Below are 21,771 nucleotides of genomic sequence, written 5' to 3' on the forward strand. Positions count from 1 at the left end.
ATGGGTATAGACTCCGGGAGGGCCGGCCGCCCCCGATACGATGCGCCCGAGGAGCACGCAGATGACCACCACGACGCCCACGCCGCGCACCGCCGAGGTCGAACTCGCCATCGGCGGGATGACCTGCGCCGCGTGCGCCGCGCGTGTCGAGAAGAAGCTCAACCGCATGGACGGCGTGCAGGCGAGCGTGAACTACGCCACCGAGAAGGCGCGGGTCAGCTACACCGAGGACCTGGCCGTGGCCGACCTGATCGCCACCGTCGAGGCCACCGGCTACACCGCCGCTCCGCCTCCGCCGCGCTCCCCGTCCGCCCCGGAGCCGGGCGCACCGGTGGAGGCGGAGCCCGACGAGCTGCGTCCGCTGCGCCTGCGGCTGCTCACCGCCGTGATCCTCGCGGTGCCCGTCGTCGCGATGGCGATGGTGCCGGCCCTCCAGTTCACCTCCTGGCAGTGGCTTTCACTCACCCTTGCCGCGCCCGTGGTCGTCTACGCCGGATGGCCCTTCCACCGCGCCGCCTGGACGAACCTGCGGCACGGCGCGGCCACCATGGACACGCTGGTCTCGGTCGGTACGGGCGCGGCCTTCCTCTGGTCGGTGTGGGCACTGTTCCTGGGGACCGCCGGCATGCCGGGCATGACGCACCCCTTCGAGTTCACCGTCTCCCGCACGGACGGCGCCGGCACCATCTACCTCGAGGCCGCGGCGGGCGTCACCGCCTTCCTCCTCGCGGGCCGCTACTTCGAGGCCCGTGCCAAGCGACGGGCCGGAGCGGCGTTGCGCGCACTGATGGAGCTGGGCGCGCAGGAGGTCACCGTCCTGCGGGACGGCCGTGAACAGCGCGTGCCCGTCGCCGAACTGGCCGTCGGCGACCGTTTCACGGTGCGCCCCGGCGAGAAGATCGCCACCGACGGCACGGTGGTCGAGGGCTCCTCGGCCGTCGACGCCTCCCTGCTCACCGGCGAGTCGGTGCCGGTGGAGGTCGCCGCGGGCGACCCGGTGACCGGTGCGACCCTCAACGCGGGCGGGCGGCTGGTGGTCGAGGCCACCCGCGTCGGCTCCGAGACACAGCTCGCACGCATGGCGAAGCTGGTGGAGGACGCCCAGAACGGCAAGGCGGCCGCGCAGCGGCTCGCCGACCGCATCTCCGCCGTGTTCGTGCCCGCGGTGATCCTTCTCGCCCTCGCGACACTGGGCGTCTGGCTGGCCGTCGGCGGGTCGGTGACGGCGGCGTTCACCGCCGGGGTGGCGGTCCTCATCATCGCCTGCCCCTGCGCGCTGGGGCTGGCGACCCCGACCGCGCTGATGGTCGGCACCGGGCGCGGCGCACAACTCGGCATCCTCATCAAGGGGCCCGAGGTGCTGGAGAACACCCGCCGCGCGGACACGGTCGTGCTCGACAAGACCGGCACCGTGACCACCGGCCGGATGACGCTGCTGGCCGTGCGGACGGCCGGGGGCGAGGACGAGGAGGAGGTGCTGCGGCTGGCCGGCGCGCTGGAGCACGCCTCCGAACACCCCGTCGCCCGCGCCGTCGCGGCCGGCGCGGCCGCCCGGGTGGGCGACCTCCCGTCGCCTGTGGAGTTCGCCAGCATCCCCGGGCTCGGCGTGCGGGGCGTCGTGGACGGCCGTGCCGTGCTCGTCGGCCGCGCGCGGCTGCTCCGCGACCGGTCGGTGGCGCTGCCGGCCGAACTCGCCGCCGCCCGGGACGACGCCGAGAGGGCGGGCCGTACGGTCGTGGCGGTCGCCTGGGACGGCCGGGCGCGCGCGCTGCTCGAGGTGGCGGACGCGGTCCGGGACACCAGCGCCGAGGCCGTCCGCAGGCTCCGCGCCCTGGGGCTGACCCCGGTACTCCTCACTGGTGACAACGCGGCGGTCGCCGCGGCGGTCGCGGCCGAAGTGGGCATCGACGAGGTCGTTTCGGAGGTCCTGCCCGAGGACAAGGTCGACGTCGTCGAGCGGCTTCAGGCCGAGGGGCGTTCGGTGGCGATGGTCGGCGACGGGGTGAACGACGCGGCAGCGCTCGCGCAGGCCGACCTGGGGCTGGCCATGGGCACGGGGACGGACGCGGCCATGGAGGCGGGCGACCTCACCCTGGTACGCGGCGACCTCAGGGTGGCGGCGGACGCGATCCGCCTGTCCCGCCGCACCCTGGCGACCATCAAGGGCAACCTCTTCTGGGCGTTCGCCTACAACGTCGCCGCGCTTCCGCTGGCCGCGGCGGGCATGCTCAGCCCGATGATCGCCGGTGCGGCGATGGCCTTCTCGTCGGTCTTCGTCGTCGGCAACAGCCTGCGCCTGCGCCGCTTCCGGGCCGGCTGACGGGCGTCAGTCGCCGTGGCAGAGCTGGAGGTCGCGGTCGGTGCGGGTGCCGGGGGCGACCCGCAGGACGGTGGCGACGGGCGGGTAGCCGGCGGCGACCACCGTGTACTCGCCCGACGCGAGGTCGACGAACCGGAAGACGCCGTCCGGGCCGGTGACCGCGGTGTCGACGACGTTTCCGGCCGCGTCCATCAGGGTCACCCGGGCGTCCTCCACGGCACGGCCGCCTCCGGCGCGCACCGTCCCGCGCAGCACGGCGCCGCCGGCCAGCTCCACGTCCTGACAGGTCTCGCGGGACGCCTGGACCGTCAGCGGCAGCGCGACCGGGCGGTACGCGGGTGAGCTCACCGCGAGGGTGTACTCGCCCGCCACGAGGTCGGGGATCGCGTACCGGCCCTCGCGGTCGCTGCGGCAGGCCGCGACGACCTCGCCGCGCGCGTCGGTGAGGGTGACCGCGGCGTCCCGCACCGGGGTGCCGTCGGCCGTGAGCACCGTGCCGACGAGCCGCCCGGCACCGCCGAGGACCAGGTCGAGTTCCACGGCCCGTTCGCCAACCGCGACGCTGACGGCCTGCGGCTGATGCCCGCCGGCGGCGGCGATCAGCACGTACGCCCCCGCGCCGGGCGTGCTGAGCGCGTAGCGGCCGTCCTCGCCGGTGGCGCCGCGCCCGATCTGCCGCCCGGTGGTGTCGATGAGGGTGAGTGCGGCGCGCGGCACGGTGCTGCCGTCGGGGTGACGCACGCTGCCGCACACCGGTACCCCCGCGGGGTGCAAAAGCGGGTCGGCGATATTCGCGGCGCGGGCGGGCGCCTCGGCGGCGGTGCGGGCTTCGGGGACGGAGAGCTCGGGGGTCACCAGGGGTTTCTCCTTGAGGAGCAGGGCGAACAGGAAGCCGAGGACCAGCACCGGCACGAGGTAGAGGAAGATCCGCGGCATGGCGTCGGCGTACGCCAGCACGTAGCCGTCGCGGAGCGCGGCGGGCAGCGCGTGCACGGCGTCGGGGGTGATCGCCTCGGGCGGCGGCAGCCGCACGCCGGGGGGCGGTTCGGGAACCTCGCGGGCCAGCGCGTCGGCGAGCCGGTGGGTGAACAGGGTGCCGAACACGGCGGCGCCGACGCTGCCGCCGATCTGCCGGAAGTAGTTCCCGGCGCTGGTGGCGGTGCCGAGGTCGGCGGGCCGCACGGAGTTCTGCACGGCGACGATCAGCACCGGCAGCACCATGCCGATGCCCGCGCCGAGCACGGCCATCCAGACGCTGTACGTCGCCCGGGCGGTGCCGGCGTCCAGGAGGGAGAGCAGCCACATGCCGACGGCGGAGACCAGGCAGCCGAGCACCGGGTACGCCTTGTACCGGCCGGTGCGGGAGACGAGTTGGCCGCAGACGACGGAGGCGCAGACGATGCCGCCCATCATCGGCAGCATCAGGAGACCGGACTCGGTCGCGGTCGCCCCATCGACCATCTGGAGGAAGCTCGGCAGGTAGCTCGCGGCGCCGAAGAGGGCGACGCCGACGACGGCCCCGACCAGACCGGTGATGTTGAAGACGGAGTCGCGGAAGAGGTGCAGCGGCATCAGCGGCTCACCGGCGAACCGTTCGACCACCAGGAAGAGCACGGCCGAGGCGGCCGACCCGGCGCCGAGGGCGAGCACGACCGGGTCGTCCCAGTCGTACGTGGTGCCGCCCCAGGTCGTGAGGAGCACCAGGCATGTGGAGAAGGCGGTGAGCAGCAGCGCCCCGAGCACGTCGAGCCGACGGCGGCGGCGCGGCGGTGGGGGCAGGCGCAGGACGAACGCGGTGACCAGCAGGGTCAGTAGGCCGAACGGGACGTTGATCCAGAAGCACCAGCGCCAGGACAGCTCGTCGGTGAACCAGCCGCCGAGCAGCGGCCCCGCGACCGAGGCGAGACCGAACGAGGCGCCGATCAACCCCATGTACCGGCCGCGTTCGCGGGCCGGGACGAGGTCGGCGATGATCGCCTGAACGCCGATCATCAGCCCGCCCGCACCGAGGCCCTGGAGAGCGCGGAAGGCGATGAGTTCGTCCATCGAGCGGGACCAGCCGGCGAGTGCCGAGCCGACGACGAAGACGACGATGGCGAAGAGGAAGACGCTCTTGCGGCCGTAGAGGTCGCCGAGTTTGCCGTAGACGGGGAGCCCGATGGTGGCGGCGAGCAGGTAGGAGGTCACGGCCCAGGCCATGCGGTCCAGGCCGTGCAGGTCGCCGACGATCTCGGGGAGCGCCGTGGCGACGATGGTCTGCTCCAGCGCCGCGAGCAGCAGGGCCGCCATCAGGCCGGTGAACACCAGGCGGACGCGCGCGGGGCCGAGCGGCGCCTGCCCCGTGCCGGATGCCCCGGAACCGGGTGCTCCGGGAGGAGGCGACGCCTCGTCGGCGGGCGTTGCGGGCGGCTCCGTGACCGCGGCGGTCGCGGCGGTCGCCGTGGTGGTGGCTGCGGCGGGAGCGGCTTCGGCGGCGAACGACGGGATCTCGACGGTGACTTCGACCCCGGCGGGCGCGCCGCCCCGACGGACGCCGCCCAGCGTCGACCCGCTCATCCCGTCCGCCTCTCGCCCGCTGCGCCGCCCGCGTTCCGGCCGTTGGCACGGCCCGGACGCCTCACGGGGAGCATTCTGTGCATTCGGCGACAAGGGTGGGCAAGTCGGCGCCACGCGCACGCGGCGAATCACCGGGGCCGCTCAACTCCGTTGCCCGGGGCATTCGTCGGCGCCCCATCAGGAGGTTCGACCCCCGGGACGCCATGCCCGAGGCCCGCCGGGCACATCCCGGCGGGCCTCGAAGTCCACTCTTTCCGGTGAGAGTGCGACGGCGGCTACTTCTCCGTCGCGGCGGCGAGGTTGGCGAGCATCGCGTCGTAGATCCGGCCGAGGCCCTTGGGGGCGAAGATCTTCTCGAAGAAGCCACCGATGCCGCCCGCGCCGTTCCACACGGTGCGCACCACGACGACGGCGGTGCCCTCACGGCCGCCGGGGGTGACCTTCCAGGTGGTGACCATGGAGGAGTTGCGGTCCGTCTCGACCAGCTCGTCGTCCTCCGGCTCGGTCACATCCAGCAGGCAGTCGCGGACCCGCTTGCTGGTCGCCTGGAGCTTCCAGTGGACCAGCGTGCCCTCGCCGTCCCCGCCCTCCCGGACCTCGTACTCGCTGAAGTGCTCGGACAGCAGCTTCTGCCGGGTGCCGCTGTAGTCGGCGAGCGCGTCGAACACGTCGTCCGGCTTCGCAGCGATCTCTCGCTGCGTCACGGCCTCGACCTGCGCCATGGGTCCTCCTGTGGTGTGCACTTCGGTCGCTTCGAGGAGCCTTCCGCGGGCGCCGCGGCGGTCTCCACGGCAAGCCAACCACCCTCGCGCCGGGGGCCCAAATCCAGGTTGACAGAACGGAAGGGAACAGGTGTTCTATTCTCAGGGAATGCGAGCTCCCGGCAGGGCGGCGCGACGGAGGAGGACTTCATGCGGTGGGAGAGCCTGAACGGGGACGGTCCGGCCGGCCTCTTCGGTACCGACGTCGTGACCAGGACGTTCGACACGCCCGAGTTCCGGGGGGTGACGTTCCACGAGGTGCGGGCGCGCTCGATCGTCAACCGGGTGCCCGGGGCGTCCCGGATGCCGTTCGAATGGACGGTGAACCCCTACCGCGGCTGCACGCACGCGTGCGTGTACTGCTTCGCCCGCAAGACGCACAGCTACCTCGACCTGGACACCGGGACCGGCTTCGACACCCAGATCGTCGTCAAGGTCAACGCCCCGGAGCTGCTGCGCCGCGAGCTGGGCGGACGCCGCTGGCGCGGCGAGCACATCGCGATGGGCACGAACGTCGACTGCTACCAGCGCGCCGAGGGCCGCTACCGGCTGATGCCGGGCATCCTCACCGCCCTGCGCGACTACGCGAACCCGTTCTCGATCCTCACCAAGGGCACGCTGATCCTGCGCGACCTGGAGCTCCTGCGGTCCGCCGCGGCCGTCTCCGACGTCGGCGTCTCGGTCTCCGTCGGCTTCACCGACGAGGAGCTGTGGCGCACCGTCGAACCCGGCACGCCCGCGCCCCAGCGCCGACTGGACGTGGTGCGCGCCCTGAGCGAGCACGGCATCCCCTGCGGCGTGCTGATGGCGCCGGTGATCCCGTTCCTGGGCGACTCCCCGGCACAGCTGCGCACCACCGTGCGGGCGATCGCCGCAGCCGGCGCCACGTCCGTCACGCCCCTCACGCTGCACCTGCGGCCGGGCGCCCGCGAGTGGTTCCTGCAGTGGCTGCAAGCCCACCACCCGCAGCTGGTGCGGCACTACGAGGCGCTGTACGCGGCGGGCGCCTACGCGCCGAAGTGGTACCAGCGCCGGATCACCGGACAGGTGCACGAACTGGCCGCGGAGTACGGGATGGGCCCCTCCTCCCCCGGCGTGCACCGGCTGCCGCCGGAGCACGCCGAGGAGGACCCGCCGGCGCCGGGCCCGGAGGCCACCCAGCTCACGCTGCTGTGACCACCGGGCAGGAGGGGGTGTGCGCCGGCGGGCGTTTCTCGCGGCAGGTTCTGCCCGGGAGGCGCTACCCGGACGCCTCCGCGGCGTCGCGGACCTCGGTGAAGGCGCGGACGGCGCGCCGCACGTCCTCGGTGGAGTGCGCGGCGGAGAGCTGGACCCGGATGCGTGCCTTGCCCTGCGGCACCACCGGGTAGGAGAACGCGATCACGTAGATCCCCTTCTCCAGCAGCGCGGCGGCCATCTCGGCGGCGAGCGCGGCGTCGCCGACCATCACCGGGGTGATGGGGTGGTCGCCCGGCAGGATGTCGAAACCGGCCGCGGTCATCTCGGAGCGGAACAGCGCGGTGTTCTCCCGCAGCGTGCGACGGCGGTCACCCGAGGTCTCGAGCAGGTCCAGGATGCGCAGCGAGGCCCCGACAATGGACGGCGCGAGGGAGTTGGAGAACAGGTACGGACGGGAACGCTGCCGGAGCAGCTCCACGATCTCGGCGCGCGCGGCGACGTAGCCGCCGCTGGCGCCGCCGAGTGCCTTGCCGAGCGTTCCGGTGACGATGTCGACCCGGTCGGCGACACCGAAGAGCTCGGGCGTGCCGCGGCCGCCGTCGCCCATGAAGCCCACTGCGTGCGAGTCGTCGACCATGACCAGGGCGTCGTAGCGCTCGGCGAGGTCGCAGATCTCGTCCAGCGGCGCGACATATCCGTCCATGGAGAACACGCCGTCGGTGACGATGAGGCGGTGCCGGGCGTTCGCCGACTCCTTCAGGCAGCGCTCCAGGTCCGCCATGTCCCGGTTCCGGTACCGGTGGCGGACGGCCTTGGACAGCCGGATGCCGTCGATGATGCTCGCGTGGTTGAGCTCGTCGGAGATGACCGCGTCCTCGGCGGTCAGCAGGGTCTCGAACACGCCGCCGTTGGCGTCGAAGCAGGAGCTGTAGAGGATGGTGTCCTCGGTCCCCAGGAACTGCGAGATGCGGCGCTCGAGCACCGTGTGCGGCTCCTGTGTGCCGCAGATGAACCGGACGGACGCCATGCCGAAGCCCCAGTCGTCCAGCGCCTGCTTGGCGGCGGCGATGACGTCCGGATGGTCGGCGAGGTCGAGGTAGTTGTTGGAGCAGAAGTTGACGACCTGCGCGTCGCCGACGCGGATGCCGGACGACTGCGGGCTCGCGATCACCCGCTCCGACTTGTACAGGCCCGCTTCGCGGATCTCGTCGAGCGTCCTGCGCAGGTCGTCACGCATGGTTCCGAACACTTCGGTGTCCTCCTGGGGTTCGTGGCGGATCGGCGGCCGGGGGGTCAGCGGCCGGCGGACTGCCCCGTGAGGGGCTGGGTCCAGTCGATGACGACCTTGCCGCACTGGCCGGAACGGGCGGCGGCGAACGCGTCCGCGTGCTCCTCGTAGCCGAACCGGTGGGTGACGACCGGGCCGATGTCGAGACCGCCCTGGAGCAGGACGGACATGGAGTACCAGGTCTCGTACATCTCGCGGCCGTAGATGCCGCGCAGGGTGAGCATGCGCTGCACGATGGTGGCCATGTCGACCGGTACGTCGCCGCTGCCGGTGGGCAGGCCCAGCACCGCGATCCGGCCGCCGGGCCGCATCGCGGCGATCATGTCACGCAGCGCCTCGGTGCGGCCGGACATCTCCAGGCCGATGTCGAAGCCCTCGGTCATGGACAGTTCGGGCATGACGTCCTTGATCGAGGCGGTGCTCACGTCGAGGGCGAGCGTCGCGCCGATCTTGCGCGCGAGCTGGAGGCGGTACTCGCTGACGTCGGTGATGACGACACTGCGGGCACCGGCGTGCCGGGCGACGGCGGCGGCCATGATGCCGATCGGGCCGGCGCCGGTGATGAGCACGTCCTCGCCGAGCACGGGAAAGGCGAGGGCGGTGTGCACGGCGTTGCCGAACGGGTCGAAGATCGCGGCGATGTCGAGGTCGACCTCGTGCCGGTGCACCCAGACGTTCTCCTCCGGCAGCACCACGTATTCGGCGAACGCGCCGTCCGTGTGCACGCCGAGGCCGATGGTGCGGATGCACAGGTGGCGGCGGCCGGCCATGCAGTTGCGGCAGGTGCCGCACACCAGGTGGCCCTCTCCGCTGACCAGGTCTCCCACCTGCACGCCGGTCACGCCCGCGCCGAGCGCGGCGACCTCGCCGACGAACTCGTGGCCCAGGACGCGGGGCGGCTCGACGGAGCGGGCCGCCCACGCGTCCCAGCCGTCGATGTGCAGGTCGGTGCCGCAGATACCGGTGCGCAGCACCTTGATCAGCACCTGGCCGTCCCCCGCCTCCGGGGTCGGCACGTCGGTCAGTTCCAGGCCGGGTGCGGCGGCCGTCTTCACCAATGCCCTCATGGCCGAATACTGTCCCTCGCCGAGGGCTGTGCAGTCCATCAGCGATTTCGGATGTTGATCGTGAAGGCAAGCTTCACGATCGTGCGACACTGGCCGTGTGACCATCGATCCGCGCAGGTTGCGGGTGCTCCGGGCACTGGCCGACCACGGTACGGTCACCGCCGCCGCGCAGGCCCTGTACCTCTCCCCCTCCGCCGTCTCCCAGCAGCTCGCCGCGCTGGAGACGGAGGCGGGCCAGCCACTGCTGGAGCGGCACGGCCGGAACGTGCGGTTGACCGCGCCCGGCGCCGTGCTCGCCGCGCACGCCACCACTATCGCCGCACAGCTGGAGCGGGCCGAGGCGGACCTGGCCGCCTGCGCAGCAGGGCTGGCCGGCGAGGTGGTGCTCGCGGCCTACCCGACCGCGATCACCGAGATCGTCGCCCCCGCGGTCGCCGTGCTCCGGCGGCGGACGCCACAGGTCGCGTTCCAGGTCAAGGACGCCGAGGGCCATGCGAGCCTTCGCCTGCTGAGCGACGGCGACGCGGACGTCGCGGTCGCGGTGGAACACCGGGAGACGCTCAGCGACGGCGCCGCCTTTGGGGACAGCAGGCTGCTGCGCGAACCCCTGTACGCCGAACCGTTCGACGTCGTGCTGCCGCCGGGGCACCGCCTCCTCGGCGCGGACCGGGTGCCGCTCACCGAGCTGGCCGACGACCCCTGGATCACCCCCTGGCCCGGCAACCCGGTGCACGACGTGGTGCTGCACGCCTGCGTGCAGGCCGGTTTCCGGCCACGTGTCGACTCGCTGTCCGACGACTTCCGCGCGGTGAGCGCGCTCGTCGCCAACGGGGCGGGGGTCGCGTTGGTGCCCCGTACGGCGCTGCGCGGCATCGAACTGGGCGGTGCGGTGATCCGGCCCCTGGAGGGCGACCGGCCCACGCGGCGGGTGTTCGCCGCGGTGCGGCGCGGCAGCCGCACCCACCCACTGGTCGAGCTGGCGCTGGCGGCGCTGCACGAGGAGTCCCTCGACCTGGTGCGGCGGACCGGCCCGTAATCGCCTCGCGCGGGCACCGGCGTGTGCCGCACCATCCGGGGCATGGCCGAACTCACGCACATCGCCGCGCCCGAGGGCGTCGCCCCCGCTTCCGGCTACGACCACGTGGTGTGGGGCGCCGGGCGGTTCGTCGCCGTCTCCGGGCAGATCGCGCTCGACGCGCACGGCGCGCTCGTCGGCGCGGGCGACCCCGCCGCGCAGGCGCGGCAGGTGTTCGAGAACCTGCGCCGCTGTCTGGCGGCTGCGGGGGCGACCTTCGACGACGTGGTGAAGCTCACGTATTTCGTGACCGACATCGCGCATCTGCCGGCCGTCCGGGAGGCGCGGGACGAGGCGCTGGGCGCCGGCCGGCGCCTGCCGGCGAGCTCGGCGGTCCAGGTGGCCGCGCTGGTCCGACCCGACCTGCTGCTGGAGATCGAGGCGTTCGCGATCGTCTGACCCGCCGCCCGGGTGACCTGCCGACCGTGCCCGATCGGCCGCTGCCCGGGGTGTTCAGGCGCGGGTGCGGTAGCGCAGCAGCACCACGCCGGAGCGGAACGGGCGACTCTCGGCCAGGCGGAGGCCATGGGCCTCCACCCCGTCCGGGAACAGCCGCCGTCCCCGGCCCAGCGCCACCGGGTACACGAAGAGCCGGTACTCGTCGACGAGCCCGCTGCCCACCAGGGCCCTCGCCAGCCGCACGCTGCCGGTGACGACGATGTCCCGCCCCTGCGCCTCCTTCAGCGCCCGGATCTCCGTCATCGGGTCGCCGCGCAGCACCGTCGTCGGTTCCCAGCCCGGGTCCGTGAGCGTGCCGGAGACGACGTACTTGCGGATGGTGTTCAGGTAGGCCGCGATCCCGGTGGCGTCGTCCGTCTGCTCGGGCCAGTACCCGCGCATCTGCTCGAACGTCACCCGGCCGACGAGGAACGCGTCGGCCGCCGCCATCTGTGCGCGCAGCACGCCGAGGGCGTCCGACTGGTCCGTCTCCGGCTCGCCGGCGGGCTGGAACCAGCCGCCGTCGGCGTCGACGACGCCGTCCAGGGTGATGTTCTCCGTGACGATCAGATCCCTCATCCCTGCCTCCCGGTCCTGCTCGACGGCATGCCCCGTCAGCCGGCCGCGTCGTAGGCGGCCTGCAGGCCCTTGATGTCGAGCTTCTTCATCTCGAGCATCGCCGCGAACACGGCCTTCGCCTTCGCCGGGTCCGGATCGCCCGTCAGCTCGGTCAGCTGCCGGGGCACGACCTGCCAGGAGAGGCCGTAGCGGTCCTTGAGCCAGCCGCACTGCACCTCCTGGCCGCCCTCGCCGAGCTTGTACCAGTAGTGGTCCACCTCGTCCTGCGTGTCGCAGTCGATCTGCAACGAGATCGCCTCGCTGAAGGTGAACTCCGGGCCGCCGTTGAGCGCGATGAAGCGCTGGCCGGCGAGCTCGAAGGTGACGGTCATGACCGACCCCGGCTCCCGCGGCCCCGCCTCGGTGTAGTGCTGCACCTCGACCACGCGCGAGCCGTTCCCGAAGACGGACACGTAGTGCCGCGCGGCCTCCTCGGCCTCAGTGTCGAACCAGAGGAAAGTGGTGATCTTCTGCATGGCTACGGCTCCTGCCTACCCGTGGGGACGCTGTCGTACGGACAGACCGCCCCGGCCGGCGAAACTCATCGGGGGAGAAGATCCCTCCCGGGTGTTCACGCGGCCGGGCCGTCGGGTAGCCGGGAGGCATGACCGACACACGCGACGAGGTGGTCGTCTACTGGCGGCCCGGATGCCCGTTCTGCATCGCCCTGCGGCTGCGGCTGCGTCGCACCCGGCTGACGTACCGCGAGGTGAACATCTGGCAGGACCCCGGGGCGGCCGCCTACGTACGTTCCGTCGCCGACGGCAACGAGACGGTCCCGACCGTCGACGTCGCGGGCCACCCTTTGGTCAACCCCTCCAAGCGTCGCCTGCTCGCCACCGTCCGCGACCACGCGCCCCACCTCCTGACGGGCTGACGCCGCCCGCACGCGCCGCGTGGGGCACGCCGCCGTCAGGGGCGGGCGCCCCTGCCCCCTGGCGCTCCTCGCGCCTCACTGCGGAGGAGCACCGAATCTGCCCTCTCCCACGACACGGTGAGCACCCGTACATCGACTCACTGCAAGGGCGCCGTCGGGTGGGCCCGAGGGAAGTCGAGCCCGCCCGGCGCGCTGTGGTGCGGGACGGTCAGTACGGCATGAGACCGAACGACGACAGCACCTCGTTCAGGGGCTGGAAGAAGGTCGTGCCGCCGGAGGAGCACGAGCCCGATCCGCCTGAAGCGATGCCCAGCGCCTGGTCGTTGTGGCCGAACAGCGGAGTGCCGCCCCCGGCGCCGACCGGGAGGCAGATGTTCGTCCGGATGAGACCGTGGACGACGCCGTCGGGGCCGTAGTCGATGGTGGCGTTGAGAGCCGTGATGGTGCCGCTGTGGATACCGGTCTGCGACGTTCTGATGTACACCTGCCGGCCCACGTACGGGGAACCGAGGCCGTATCCGCCCTCGGGGGTCAGGTCGGGATTGTCGTAGCGGATGAGACCGTAGTCGTTACCCGGGAACGACGAGGAGACCGTCGGGCCGATCGGAACGGTGAGCTGCGGGTCCGCGTACCAGGTGGAGCCCACTGAGGTGCAGTGGCCCGCGGTCACGATGAAGACGTCCGTGCCGTCGGTGACGTTGAAGCCCGCCGTGCAGCGGGCCCCGCCGCTGAAGATCGGGTCCCCCGGCGCGATGGTCTGCGACGACGCGTCCCGGCCCCGGTCGCCCCGCGGGGTGGCCGCGTCGGCAACCGTCGTCCCGGCGGCCCCACCGCCGGCGAGTACGGGTCCGGCCTCGGCGACGGCGCCGGGAGCCCACGCCGTGAGCGCGGCCAGCAGGCCCGCGAGGACGGCGACCAGCCAGCCCTTGCGTCGTGACGGGCTTCTTCGTGGGGTTGTGCGCGAGGTGGGCATCGTCCTTCTCCTTCGTGTCCTGCTCCGGTCCCGCCGCTCATGGCATGACCCTGACATTCAGTCAGGTTCGAGCATGGACAGTCCACGGCCCGTGCACAAGAGGACCCGTCCCCGGCCCCACGCCGGGCCCTCGCACAGCCCGCCCGCGACGGACTCACCCACCACGGACGGGGATCGACGCGCATCGGGGCGTGGCGGTGGCCGACGCGTGGTGGGTCATTCGGGGTCGAGCTGGTGGTCCGCCCAGACGTAGGTCTCCGGCAGCAGGTCGGCGACGCGGACCGTGCGGGTCCGGCCGCCTCCGCCGACGATCACCCGGAGCGCGGGGAAGTAGTCGAACAGGACCTGGCGGCACCGGCCGCACGGAGGCACCACCCCCCGTTCCCGGTCCCCCACGGCGACGACGGTGTCCAGCTCGACGACGCCCTGGGCGGCCGCCGCACCGACGAGGACCAGCTCGGCACAGGGGCCGCCGGTGAAGTGGTAGGCGTTCACCGCCGTCACGATCCGGCCGTCCCGCGCGCGTGCCGCCGCTGCCATCGTGTGGTTGTCGCCGCGGCAGCGGGTGCGGGCCACATGGGCCGCGGCCTCGACGAGTTCGTGGTCGACGTCGTCGGTCTGCGGGGTCATCCTCTTCTCCTCCGTCGGGTGTCCGGGAACGTCACGCTGGAACCGCGAGGGAACGCACGCGGCGTCGGCGCCTCGCCCCTCTCTCACCGAAGCTTCTCAGGGGTTGACCGCAGGTCAGGGGTTGATGGCGAGGAAGAGGAAGGCCGCGAGCAGGACGAGGTGGATGCCGCCCTGGAGGCGAGTGGCACGGCCGGGCACCACGGTGAGGCCGCTGACGAAGGCGGTCAGCAGGAGCAGGACGAGCTGGGTGGTGCCGAGACCCAGGAGCAGCGGGCCGTCGAGCCAGACGGACGCGACCGCGATGGTGGGGATGGTCAGCCCGATGCTGGCCATCGCCGAGCCGTAGGCGAGGTTGAGGCTGATCTGGATGCGGCCGCGGAGTGCGGCGCGGGAGGCCGCGAGCGTCTCGGGGAGCAGCACGAGGAGGGCGATGACCACGCCGACGAACGCGTGCGGGAAGCCCACCGCCTCGACGCCGGACTCGATCGCGGGTGACTCGACCTTGGCCAGGCCGACCACCGCCACGAGGGCGACCAGCAGCAGGGCGAGGCTGCCGAGCGCCGCCCGGCTCGAGGGCGGGGGCGCGTGGTCGCCCTCCTCGGCGGCGCGTCCCTCGGAGGTGACGGGAAGGAAGAAGTCCCGGTGACGGCGGGTCTGGGTGAAGACGAAGAGGACGTAGAGCACAAGGGACGCGGCCGCGGCGAACCCCAGCTGGGCGGGGGAGAACTGCGGCCCGGGCTCGCTGGTGAAGGTCGGCAGCACCAGGCTGAGAGTGGCCAGCGTGGCGACGGTGGCCAATGCGGCGCCGCTTCCCTCGGGATTGAAGTGCGCGAGGCCGTGGCGCAGCGCCCCCAGCAGGAACGCCAGGCCCGCGATGCCGTTGGTGCTGATCATGACCGCCGCGAACACCGTGTCACGGGCCAGCGTCTGTGTCTCGGAGCCGCCGGAGACCATGAGGGTGACGATCAGGGCGACCTCGATGACGGTGACGGCGACCGCCAGCACCAGCGAACCGTACGGTTCGCCGACCCGGTGCGCCACGACCTCCGCGTGGTGCACGGCCGCGAGCACCGCGCCGGCGAGGATGACGGCCACGACCACGACCCAGAAGACCGGCAGGTCGCGTCCCCAGGTGAGGGCCAGCACGGCGAGCGCGAGCAGGGGGACGACGACCGTCCACGACAGGCGCAGCCGCAGGGAACGGCGAAGAGCGTGCACCGTCTCACGGTAGCCGCGAGAGCGGGCCGTTCCGGGGAACGGCGGGGCACACCGCGGGTCCTGCGGAGCCCGCCGGCGGAGCCGGCACGGCCGTGCGCCGCACGCGCGGGCGCGCGACCGCGTGACCGTCCCGGGATTCACTCGTTCGACGTGAGGACGAGGCCGGCAGGCCGCCACGCCGGGACGGCGACCCTCTACCTGCTCGACCCGGACCGCGCGCCCGAGCGGCTGGCGCGCTCGGAGGCGGGCGTCACCGGCTCCCTGCCGGTGCCCCGGGCCGACGCGTGCACACGTCGGCCGGTGCTGTGGCTGCGATCCTCCGAACGGATCGTCGAGAGCCACGCCTTCCTTGTCGCGGACCTCGGCGAGGTGATGCCCGCACATCTCACCTACACGCCGCCGCCGGAGAGCGGTCAGCCGGCCCGGGCACCGCGCGAGGCAGTGAGCGCGGAGGCGCGGCGGGTGTGGGCGCGCGGCGCGTGCGAGCTGGCGGACCTGCGGGACAGCGGGGTGCGGGCGGTCAACAACTGGAAGTTCGGCCGTCAGGAGCTGCCGCAGGGAGCGGGACGGGCGGCCTGGGTGTGACCGCACGCCTGACGGACGGCACCGCGCTGCGCCCGCTGCCGTGACCGGGCCCTCGTGACCGGCAGCTACCCCTTCGCCTCCTCCTCCCTCGGCGGTGCGTCGTCGTTGCCGCGCCGGATCGTCCGGACCGGGACGCCGGGGCGCCAGACGTCCATGCACATGTCGGGCACGTCGAGGTAGGTGCGCACCACCTCCGTGAGGTCGACGCGGAAGAGGTGGAAGACCTCCGGCACCTCTCCCTCCGGCTGCTCACCGGCGTACTCGGCGAGCTTCGCCGGGTCGGTCACCTCCACCGCGCGTCCGGAGACGCGCGCGTCGCCGTGCTCCATCTCCGCATCCTCCCCCGGGTTGGCGTGCAGCGCGAAGCGCGGGTCCCGCAACAGGTCGAGCGCCTTGCGCGAGTTCGGCATCATGCCGAGCCACAGCTCGCCGTGCCCGAAGCCGGCCTCCAGGCCGGTCACGCGCGGCGCGCCATCCGCCCGCAGCGTGGCCAGCACGTGGTGCCGGTACATGCCGAAGCGCTCCCGCACCGCCGCCGCCAGCGCCGGCGCCTCTTCTTCGAAGTCTCCCCAACGCGTCGTCATCCCCTCATCGTGCCCGGTGGGTCCGACAATCCCCGCGACGCGGGACGTGCGCGGTGCGACCATGGCGCGATGCGGATTCGGGAGACGGCTCAGGCCGATGCCGGGGCGGTGGCGGCTCTGCGGATCGCCGGCTGGCGGTACGCGTACGCGGGACTGATGCCCCCGGCACACCTGTCCGCCATGGACGCGGCCGAGGACGCCGTCCGCCACCGCGCACGTCTGGCCTCGCCCGCCCCCGGTCTGTGGGATCTGGTCGCCGAGGACACCGAGGGCAAGGTCGTCGGCTGGGCGGCGGGCGGCCCGTACCGGGACGGTGAGCGGCGTACGTCCGACGCGGAGCTCTACGCCCTGTACGCACGGCCGGACATGATCGGCACGGGAGTCGGCCGGGCGCTGGCCTCGGCGGCACGCGAGCGCGCCCTGAGGTCGGCGGCTCCGCGGCTGTACGTGTGGGTGGTGGAGGGGAACGCCCGGGCGCGCCGCTTCTACGAGCGGGCGGGGTTCGCCCCGGACGGCGGGCGGGAGGACTTCGATGCGGGCGGCCGGACCCTGACCGACCTGCGGTACGTGCGCGCGCCCGTCTGAGGGGACGCCAGGATGCCGCCCTCGACAGGTGGATCGCTGCCCCACGCATTCAAGAAGTGGCGAAGGCTGGGCCATTGACGCGTTCCCCGGCTCCATCTATAAGACTCTGAGAGCGCTCTCACAATCATCATGGCCCCCACTCCGCAGGAGGTGCTCCCCCATGGGCACGACCAGCAGTACCGCCCCACCGCTCTCCGCAAGATCCGGGCCCGGCCGCCCCCGCGCCGCGCTGTACGTCGCGCTCGGCGCCGTCGCCCTCGTCTGCGCCCTGCTCGCCTCCGCGTTCGGCGCGCAACCCGCCCGGGGCGACGTCCCCGGCGCGCCCGGCTGGGACTTGGCGTGGAGCGACGACTTCGACGGGGCCGCAGGCTCCCTTCCGTCGTCGCAGAACTGGCAGCTGGACCTCGGCCACGGCTACCCCGGCGGCCCGGCCAACTGGGGCACCGGCGAGATACAGAACTACACGGACTCGACCGACAACATCGCCCTGGACGGCGGCGGCAACCTGCGCATCACGCCGCTGCGCGACGGCGCGGGCAACTGGACCTCGGCCCGCATCGAGACCAAGCGCGCCGACTTCAAGGCGCCCGAGGGCGGCACGCTGCGCATCGAGGGACGCGTGCGGATGCCGGACGTGACGGGTGAGAAGGCCCTGGGGTACTGGCCCGCCTTCTGGGCACTGGGCGCGCCGTACCGGGGGAACTACTGGAACTGGCCGGCCATCGGCGAGTTCGACGTCATGGAGAACGTCAACGGCATGAACCGCGTGTGGGGCGTGCTGCACTGCGGCGTGAACCCCGGTGGTCCGTGCAACGAGACCAACGGCCTCGGCGCCAGCCGGGTCTGCCCGGGTCCGGCCTGCCAGGCCGACTTCCACACCTACCGCTTCGAGTGGGACCGCAGCGGCGGCGAGGAAGAGCTGCGCTGGTACGTGGACGGGGAGGAGTACCACAGCGTGACGGAGGGCCAGATCGGCGCGTCGGCCTGGTCGGACATGACCAGCCACGCCGGCTACTTCATTCTGCTGAACGTGGCGATGGGCGGCGCGTTCCCCGACGGCGTGGCCGGTCACGCCACCCCGACCGCGGCGACCGAGCCGGGGCACTCGATGCTGGTCGACTACGTCGCGGTGTGGACCCGCGGCGGCGACGGCGGCGACCCGACGGACCCTCCCGGCGGTGACGCCTCCACCGTCTACCTGGGCGCCGACGGCGGGCTGAACTCCGGAACGACCTCTCCCGGTACGGTCACCCTGGACCCGGCGGGCGGCGGCAACCACGACGGGAACCCGCACCAGCAGCAGACGTTCACTCTCGAAGGCGTGGACGGCAACTACGACGGCGGGGAGACCCGGTTCGACCTGTTCGTGGACGCGGGCGAGGCGGTCGGCAACGGCCAGCAGGTCCGGATCTCCTACGACCGGACCGGCGACGGCAGTTGGGACCGCAGCGAGACCTACCACTATTTCGCCACCGACCCGGTCCCCGGCTTCGAGCACTACACCGAGGGTCGCGGGCTGAAGTCGTCGAGCGGGGCCCACGGCGACATGGACGGCGGCACGGTGCGGGTGGAGGTGTGGAACGCCATCGGCAACGGCTCCAGCACCCTGGGCACCGGCGACCGCTCCGTGCTGCACCTGCCCTTCGGCTGATCCGGGTCCGGCCGGCGTCCTGCGCACCGGCCGGCTCTCCACCGGCGCGGCCGCCCTCCCGGAAGGGAACGGCGGTCGCGCCGTTCACGCTCTCGCACGCGAACCGCCCCCGTATCGCTCGCACATGTGCACGCCCCCGACACCGCCGTCCGCAGTGGCCTGTGCCATACTCGCCCGACGCCCGCCGGGAAGCGCCTGCCCTCGGCGGCGCAAAGCGACCAGGGGAACGGGGACACGCAGTCATGGGAGCCGAGGCCGGACCGAGACCTCGCGGGGGCGGCGACGCGTGACCGGCATACCCCTCGCGGCGCCGTATCTGGACACCAGCGCCGACGAACTCTCCTTCGCCCTGGGCCTCTCCGCGCACGACGCGCTCGCCGTCACCGAAGTCGAGACCACCGCCGGGCTCACGGTGGAGCTGCGACTGCTGGGTGCCTCGCACCAGGTCTTCGCCGGACCGGTGCGCGAGACGGTGGCCTGCCTGCCGGGAGGCTCGCGGCAACTCCCGGAGACCGCGACCGAGGAGTTCCCCGGCTGGGTCTACCGCTTCTCCGCCCGCGTCGAGCACCACCCGCAGACGGAATTCGCGCGCCGCGTCGCCGAGGTGCGTGCGACGGCGCAGGGACGGGCCGACGCGCTGTGCGGCGTGTTCCCCGGCGACGCCGACGCGGTCACCGCGCTGGCGATGGACCGGGGCCCCGGCGTCGGGTGGCGCACCTGGCACACGTACCCCCAGACCGGCCACGTGGTGGCCACGCACACCCGGATGGAGAAGAGATGAAGCGGATCGGGCCGGCCTCGGTGGCGATGACGGCGGCCGTCGGCATCCTCGCGACGGGCTGCTCCAGCGCCCCGAACGACGTGCCGGACCAGTGGATCTCCAGCACGTACGAGTACGAAATGGGCGACTACGTCGACCCCTCCGACGCCCCGCGGAAGGTCGCCGACGAGATCGACGGGCACACCGCGGCCGCCGACCGTCTGAGCGACGACGGCATGGTGTTCCTCCGCTACGAGGACGACATGGTCGCGATCAGCCCCCGGACCTCCGGCTCCGGCAGCGTCATCGACATCGACGACTACGACGACGGCTACGACCGCTGGGGCAGCCACGTGCGCAGCAAGTGGCCGGCCCCGGGCAGCAGCAGCTTCCGCGGCGGCGGCCCCGGCCTCGGCAAGTGACCGCGCGGCGCACGACCGCCCCGCACGCAGATCCCCGCACCACCCCGCACCCGTAAACGCCCGGTAGGACACCCGGAAGGAAAGCAGAACAGTGGGATTCATCTTCGAGTCGGCCGGTATCGCGTTGCTGTACGGCCTGGTGGGCTTCGTCGTCATGGTGGCGGGCTTCGTCGTCCTCGACCTGCTGACGCCCGGCAAGCTGGCAGCCGTGGTGTGGACCGACCGCAACAAGGGCGCAGCCGTGGTGCTCGGCGGCCAGATGCTCGGCCTGGGCTGGGTCATCGCGCAGGCGATAGGCGCCAGCGAGTCCGAGGCGGGTCTCGCCGAGGGTCTGTTCAGCACCTTCCTGTACGGCGCCGCGGGCGTCGTGATGATGACGCTGGTGTTCGTCATGGTCGCCGTCCTCACGCCCGGCAGGCTCGGCGCGACCGTGTTCGACGACGAGGGCGGCCGTCCGCACCCGGCGGCGTGGGTGCAGGCGACCATGTACCTCGGGACCGCCCTGATGATCGGCGCGGCGCTGACCTGACGCGCGCGCACGAGACCCGGCCCTGCCCGATCCGTACGACCGATTCGAAGCCCGTGGACGCACATCCTCCCGTCGCCACCTCCCGCCTGCCGCGCTTCCTGCTGCTGTTCGCGGTGTTCCTCTGCGCCGCCTGCGGGCTGGTGTACGAGCTCGCGCTCACCGCGCTGGGCAGCTACCTCATCGGCAATTCGGTGCTGCAGACCTCGATCGTGCTCTCGGTCATGGTCTTCGCGATGGGCGTGGGCTCGCTCGCGGCCAAGCCGCTGCGGCGGCGCGCCGCGGGCGCCTTCGCCCTGGTCGAGGGCCTGCTGGCGCTCGTCGGCGGACTCTCGGTGCTGATCCTGTACATCGCCTACGCCTGGCTGCGGATCTACACGCCGGGCGTGGTGGTCATCGCCTTCGTGGTCGGCGTGCTCATCGGCGCGGAGATCCCGCTGCTGATGACGCTGCTGCAGCGCATCCGCAAGCAGGAGGCGGGCAGCGCGGTCGCCGACATGTTCGCCGTGGACTACATCGGCGCGCTGATCGGCGGTCTGTGCTTCCCGCTGCTGCTGCTGCCGACGTTCGGGCAGATCAAGGGCGCTCTGGTGGTCGGCTGCGTCAACGCGCTGGCCGGCATGGTGGTCGTGCTGTGGATCTTCCGCAGACAGCTCCGGCGGGTCGTGCAGACGGGCCTGCTGGCCGGCCTGGCCGCGGTGCTGGCGGTGCTCGGCGGCGCGTACGCGCTGGCCGACGACATCGAGGTGACGGCCCGGCAGCAGCTCTACCGCGACCCGGTCGTGCACGCCGAACGGACGCCGTACCAGCAGATCGTGGTCACCGAGTCGCCGACGCTCTCCGGCGACGGCGACATGCGGCTGTTCCTCAACGGCGACCTGCAGTTCTCCTCCGTCGACGAGTACCGCTACCACGAGGCGCTGGTCCACCCGGCGCTGTCGGGGAAGCGTTCCTCCGTGCTGGTGCTCGGCGGCGGCGACGCGCTCGCCCTGCGCGAAGTGCTGAGGTACGACGACGTGGAGAAGGTCACTCTGGTCGACCTCGACCGCGCGATGACCCGCCTGGCGCGCGACTTCGAGCCGCTGCGCCACCTCAACGGCGGGTCGCTGTCCGACCCGCGCGTCACGGCGGTCAACGCCGACGCCTTCAACTGGCTGCGGGAGACGCGCCAGCGGTTCGACGCGATCGTCATCGACTTCCCCGACCCGGACACCGCGGCGCTGGCGAAGCTGTACTCGGTGGAGTTCTACAGCCTGGTCTCGCGGGCCCTCGCCCCGCACGGCAACCTGGTGGTGCAGGGCGGCTCGCCGTTCTTCGCACCGAAGACCTTCTGGGCGGTGGACGAGACGCTGCAGGCGGCCGGTTTCGCCACCAGGCCGTACAACGTGGATGTGCCGAGCTTCGGCAACTGGGGCTTCCTGCTGGCCCGGCCGGCCGCCGAGGCGCACGGCGAGGCGCCGGAACTGCGCCTGGCGCCGGACGCACCGGAACTGCGTTTCCTGGACGAGGCGGTGCTGCAGGCGTCCGAGGTCTTCCCCGTCGACCGCCGTTCCCGGAACGTACGCCCCAGCACCCTGATGGACCCCACCGTCCTGGAGTACCAGCGCCACGAGTGGAACGCCTACTAGTGTCCTGAGTCGCATTGTCGTCGATGGTTC

General features: G+C 72.7%; 22 protein-coding genes. 12 read left to right on the forward strand and 10 right to left on the reverse strand.

Features of this window, described 5'->3' with window-relative positions:
- The first annotated feature begins 61 nt into the window (after positions 1–61).
- Complete coding sequence (locus E4198_RS02495) at positions 62–2,320, forward strand: heavy metal translocating P-type ATPase (protein WP_136181677.1); 2,259 nt, start codon at positions 62–64, stop codon at positions 2,318–2,320.
- Positions 2,321–2,326: 6 nt separating this feature from the next.
- Here E4198_RS02495 and E4198_RS02500 read toward each other — a convergent pair whose 3' ends face one another.
- Positions 2,327–4,876 (reverse strand): MFS transporter, encoded by a 2,550-nt coding sequence (locus E4198_RS02500; protein ID WP_136181678.1) that lies wholly within the window; start codon positions 4,874–4,876, stop codon positions 2,327–2,329.
- A 275-nt stretch (positions 4,877–5,151) separates the two neighbouring features.
- On the reverse strand, positions 5,152–5,598 hold the full coding sequence (locus tag E4198_RS02505; RefSeq protein ID WP_136181679.1) for an SRPBCC family protein: 447 nt from the start codon (positions 5,596–5,598) through the stop codon (positions 5,152–5,154).
- A 189-nt stretch (positions 5,599–5,787) separates the two neighbouring features.
- Here E4198_RS02505 and E4198_RS02510 point away from each other — a divergent pair, with 189 nt between their 5' ends.
- The gene (locus E4198_RS02510) at positions 5,788–6,813 is read left to right on the forward strand and encodes an Rv2578c family radical SAM protein (protein WP_136181680.1); all 1,026 of its coding nucleotides are present in this window, start codon (positions 5,788–5,790) and stop codon (positions 6,811–6,813) included.
- Between the two features lie 64 nt (positions 6,814–6,877).
- On the opposite strand, the gene E4198_RS02515 is transcribed toward E4198_RS02510, so the two are convergent.
- Together E4198_RS02515 and tdh are read right to left on the reverse strand one after the other, a co-directional pair.
- The gene (locus E4198_RS02515) at positions 6,878–8,065 is read right to left on the reverse strand and encodes a glycine C-acetyltransferase (RefSeq protein ID WP_210732767.1); all 1,188 of its coding nucleotides are present in this window, start codon (positions 8,063–8,065) and stop codon (positions 6,878–6,880) included.
- 44 nt (positions 8,066–8,109) lie between these two features.
- Entirely contained in the window at positions 8,110–9,171 is a 1,062-nt protein-coding gene (gene tdh / locus E4198_RS02520) for an L-threonine 3-dehydrogenase (protein WP_136181681.1), read from the reverse strand.
- A 97-nt stretch (positions 9,172–9,268) separates the two neighbouring features.
- Here tdh and E4198_RS02525 point away from each other — a divergent pair, with 97 nt between their 5' ends.
- Entirely contained in the window at positions 9,269–10,207 is a 939-nt protein-coding gene (locus E4198_RS02525) for a LysR family transcriptional regulator (RefSeq protein WP_247597519.1), read from the forward strand.
- A 42-nt stretch (positions 10,208–10,249) separates the two neighbouring features.
- Positions 10,250–10,645 (forward strand): RidA family protein, encoded by a 396-nt coding sequence (locus tag E4198_RS02530; protein WP_136181682.1) that lies wholly within the window; start codon positions 10,250–10,252, stop codon positions 10,643–10,645.
- Positions 10,646–10,699: 54 nt separating this feature from the next.
- On the opposite strand, the gene E4198_RS02535 is transcribed toward E4198_RS02530, so the two are convergent.
- On the reverse strand, positions 10,700–11,263 hold the full coding sequence (locus E4198_RS02535; RefSeq protein WP_136181683.1) for a dihydrofolate reductase family protein: 564 nt from the start codon (positions 11,261–11,263) through the stop codon (positions 10,700–10,702).
- A 35-nt stretch (positions 11,264–11,298) separates the two neighbouring features.
- The gene (locus tag E4198_RS02540; protein ID WP_136181684.1) at positions 11,299–11,778 is read right to left on the reverse strand and encodes a VOC family protein; all 480 of its coding nucleotides are present in this window, start codon (positions 11,776–11,778) and stop codon (positions 11,299–11,301) included.
- 128 nt (positions 11,779–11,906) lie between these two features.
- Between E4198_RS02540 and E4198_RS02545 the strand changes: the two genes are divergently transcribed.
- A complete protein-coding gene (locus tag E4198_RS02545; RefSeq protein ID WP_136181685.1) occupies positions 11,907–12,179 on the forward strand; it encodes a glutaredoxin domain-containing protein in 273 nt (90 codons plus the stop codon).
- 208 nt (positions 12,180–12,387) lie between these two features.
- On the opposite strand, the gene E4198_RS02550 is transcribed toward E4198_RS02545, so the two are convergent.
- The 3 genes from E4198_RS02550 to E4198_RS02560 form a co-directional block, all read right to left on the reverse strand.
- Positions 12,388–13,152, reverse strand: a complete 765-nt coding sequence (locus E4198_RS02550) for a S1 family peptidase (protein ID WP_136181686.1) — start codon at positions 13,150–13,152, stop codon at positions 12,388–12,390.
- Positions 13,153–13,368: 216 nt separating this feature from the next.
- Entirely contained in the window at positions 13,369–13,782 is a 414-nt protein-coding gene (locus E4198_RS02555) for a cytidine deaminase (protein WP_136181687.1), read from the reverse strand.
- 114 nt (positions 13,783–13,896) lie between these two features.
- Positions 13,897–15,000 (reverse strand): ionic transporter y4hA, encoded by a 1,104-nt coding sequence (locus tag E4198_RS02560; protein WP_247597520.1) that lies wholly within the window; start codon positions 14,998–15,000, stop codon positions 13,897–13,899.
- Positions 15,001–15,150: 150 nt separating this feature from the next.
- On the opposite strand from E4198_RS02560, the gene E4198_RS02565 reads away from it, so the two are divergent.
- Positions 15,151–15,585, forward strand: a complete 435-nt coding sequence (locus E4198_RS02565) for a hypothetical protein (protein ID WP_136181688.1) — start codon at positions 15,151–15,153, stop codon at positions 15,583–15,585.
- A 65-nt stretch (positions 15,586–15,650) separates the two neighbouring features.
- On the opposite strand, the gene E4198_RS02570 is transcribed toward E4198_RS02565, so the two are convergent.
- Positions 15,651–16,169: a pyridoxamine 5'-phosphate oxidase family protein gene (locus E4198_RS02570; RefSeq protein WP_136181689.1), complete on the reverse strand. Its 519-nt coding sequence runs from the start codon at positions 16,167–16,169 to the stop codon at positions 15,651–15,653.
- A gap of 69 nt (positions 16,170–16,238) precedes the next feature.
- Between E4198_RS02570 and E4198_RS02575 the strand changes: the two genes are divergently transcribed.
- The 6 genes from E4198_RS02575 (at position 16,239) to E4198_RS02600 (ending at position 21,741) form a co-directional block, all read left to right on the forward strand.
- The gene (locus tag E4198_RS02575) at positions 16,239–16,754 is read left to right on the forward strand and encodes a GNAT family N-acetyltransferase (RefSeq protein WP_136181690.1); all 516 of its coding nucleotides are present in this window, start codon (positions 16,239–16,241) and stop codon (positions 16,752–16,754) included.
- A 160-nt stretch (positions 16,755–16,914) separates the two neighbouring features.
- Positions 16,915–18,405: a glycoside hydrolase family 16 protein gene (locus tag E4198_RS02580; RefSeq protein WP_136181691.1), complete on the forward strand. Its 1,491-nt coding sequence runs from the start codon at positions 16,915–16,917 to the stop codon at positions 18,403–18,405.
- A 286-nt stretch (positions 18,406–18,691) separates the two neighbouring features.
- Positions 18,692–19,186, forward strand: a complete 495-nt coding sequence (locus tag E4198_RS02585) for a DUF2617 family protein (protein ID WP_136181692.1) — start codon at positions 18,692–18,694, stop codon at positions 19,184–19,186.
- Positions 19,183–19,587, forward strand: a complete 405-nt coding sequence (locus E4198_RS02590) for a DUF4247 domain-containing protein (protein WP_136181693.1) — start codon at positions 19,183–19,185, stop codon at positions 19,585–19,587. The genes E4198_RS02585 and E4198_RS02590 overlap by 4 nt, the downstream gene beginning before the upstream one ends.
- Positions 19,588–19,678: 91 nt before the next feature.
- Positions 19,679–20,116 carry a DUF350 domain-containing protein gene (locus E4198_RS02595; protein WP_037788882.1) on the forward strand — a complete coding sequence of 146 codons (438 nt, stop codon included), beginning with the start codon at positions 19,679–19,681 and terminating at the stop codon, positions 20,114–20,116.
- 53 nt (positions 20,117–20,169) lie between these two features.
- On the forward strand, positions 20,170–21,741 hold the full coding sequence (locus E4198_RS02600; RefSeq protein ID WP_247597521.1) for a polyamine aminopropyltransferase: 1,572 nt from the start codon (positions 20,170–20,172) through the stop codon (positions 21,739–21,741).
- Positions 21,742–21,771 lie beyond the last annotated feature (30 nt).

Source organism: Streptomyces sp. RKND-216 (assembly GCF_004795255.1).
Classification (GTDB): domain Bacteria; phylum Actinomycetota; class Actinomycetes; order Streptomycetales; family Streptomycetaceae; genus Streptomyces; species Streptomyces hazeniae.

What these genes read in the sequence shown, in the direction of transcription:
- E4198_RS02530 (WP_136181682.1), top strand. Translation starts at nt 10,250, where the DNA reads ATGGCCGAACTCACGCACATCGCCGCGCCCGAGGGCGTCGCCCCCGCT.
- E4198_RS02545 (WP_136181685.1), top strand. Translation starts at nt 11,907, where the DNA reads ATGACCGACACACGCGACGAGGTGGTCGTCTACTGGCGGCCCGGATGC.
- E4198_RS02495 (WP_136181677.1), top strand. Translation starts at nt 62, where the DNA reads ATGACCACCACGACGCCCACGCCGCGCACCGCCGAGGTCGAACTCGCC.
- E4198_RS02500 (WP_136181678.1), bottom strand. Translation starts at nt 4,876, where the DNA reads ATGAGCGGGTCGACGCTGGGCGGCGTCCGTCGGGGCGGCGCGCCCGCC.
- E4198_RS02540 (WP_136181684.1), bottom strand. Translation starts at nt 11,778, where the DNA reads ATGCAGAAGATCACCACTTTCCTCTGGTTCGACACTGAGGCCGAGGAG.
- tdh (WP_136181681.1), bottom strand. Translation starts at nt 9,171, where the DNA reads ATGAGGGCATTGGTGAAGACGGCCGCCGCACCCGGCCTGGAACTGACC.
- E4198_RS02590 (WP_136181693.1), top strand. Translation starts at nt 19,183, where the DNA reads ATGAAGCGGATCGGGCCGGCCTCGGTGGCGATGACGGCGGCCGTCGGC.
- E4198_RS02575 (WP_136181690.1), top strand. Translation starts at nt 16,239, where the DNA reads ATGCGGATTCGGGAGACGGCTCAGGCCGATGCCGGGGCGGTGGCGGCT.
- E4198_RS02570 (WP_136181689.1), bottom strand. Translation starts at nt 16,169, where the DNA reads ATGACGACGCGTTGGGGAGACTTCGAAGAAGAGGCGCCGGCGCTGGCG.
- E4198_RS02580 (WP_136181691.1), top strand. Translation starts at nt 16,915, where the DNA reads ATGGGCACGACCAGCAGTACCGCCCCACCGCTCTCCGCAAGATCCGGG.
- E4198_RS02535 (WP_136181683.1), bottom strand. Translation starts at nt 11,263, where the DNA reads ATGAGGGATCTGATCGTCACGGAGAACATCACCCTGGACGGCGTCGTC.
- E4198_RS02555 (WP_136181687.1), bottom strand. Translation starts at nt 13,782, where the DNA reads ATGACCCCGCAGACCGACGACGTCGACCACGAACTCGTCGAGGCCGCG.
- E4198_RS02550 (WP_136181686.1), bottom strand. Translation starts at nt 13,152, where the DNA reads ATGCCCACCTCGCGCACAACCCCACGAAGAAGCCCGTCACGACGCAAG.
- E4198_RS02510 (WP_136181680.1), top strand. Translation starts at nt 5,788, where the DNA reads ATGCGGTGGGAGAGCCTGAACGGGGACGGTCCGGCCGGCCTCTTCGGT.
- E4198_RS02505 (WP_136181679.1), bottom strand. Translation starts at nt 5,598, where the DNA reads ATGGCGCAGGTCGAGGCCGTGACGCAGCGAGAGATCGCTGCGAAGCCG.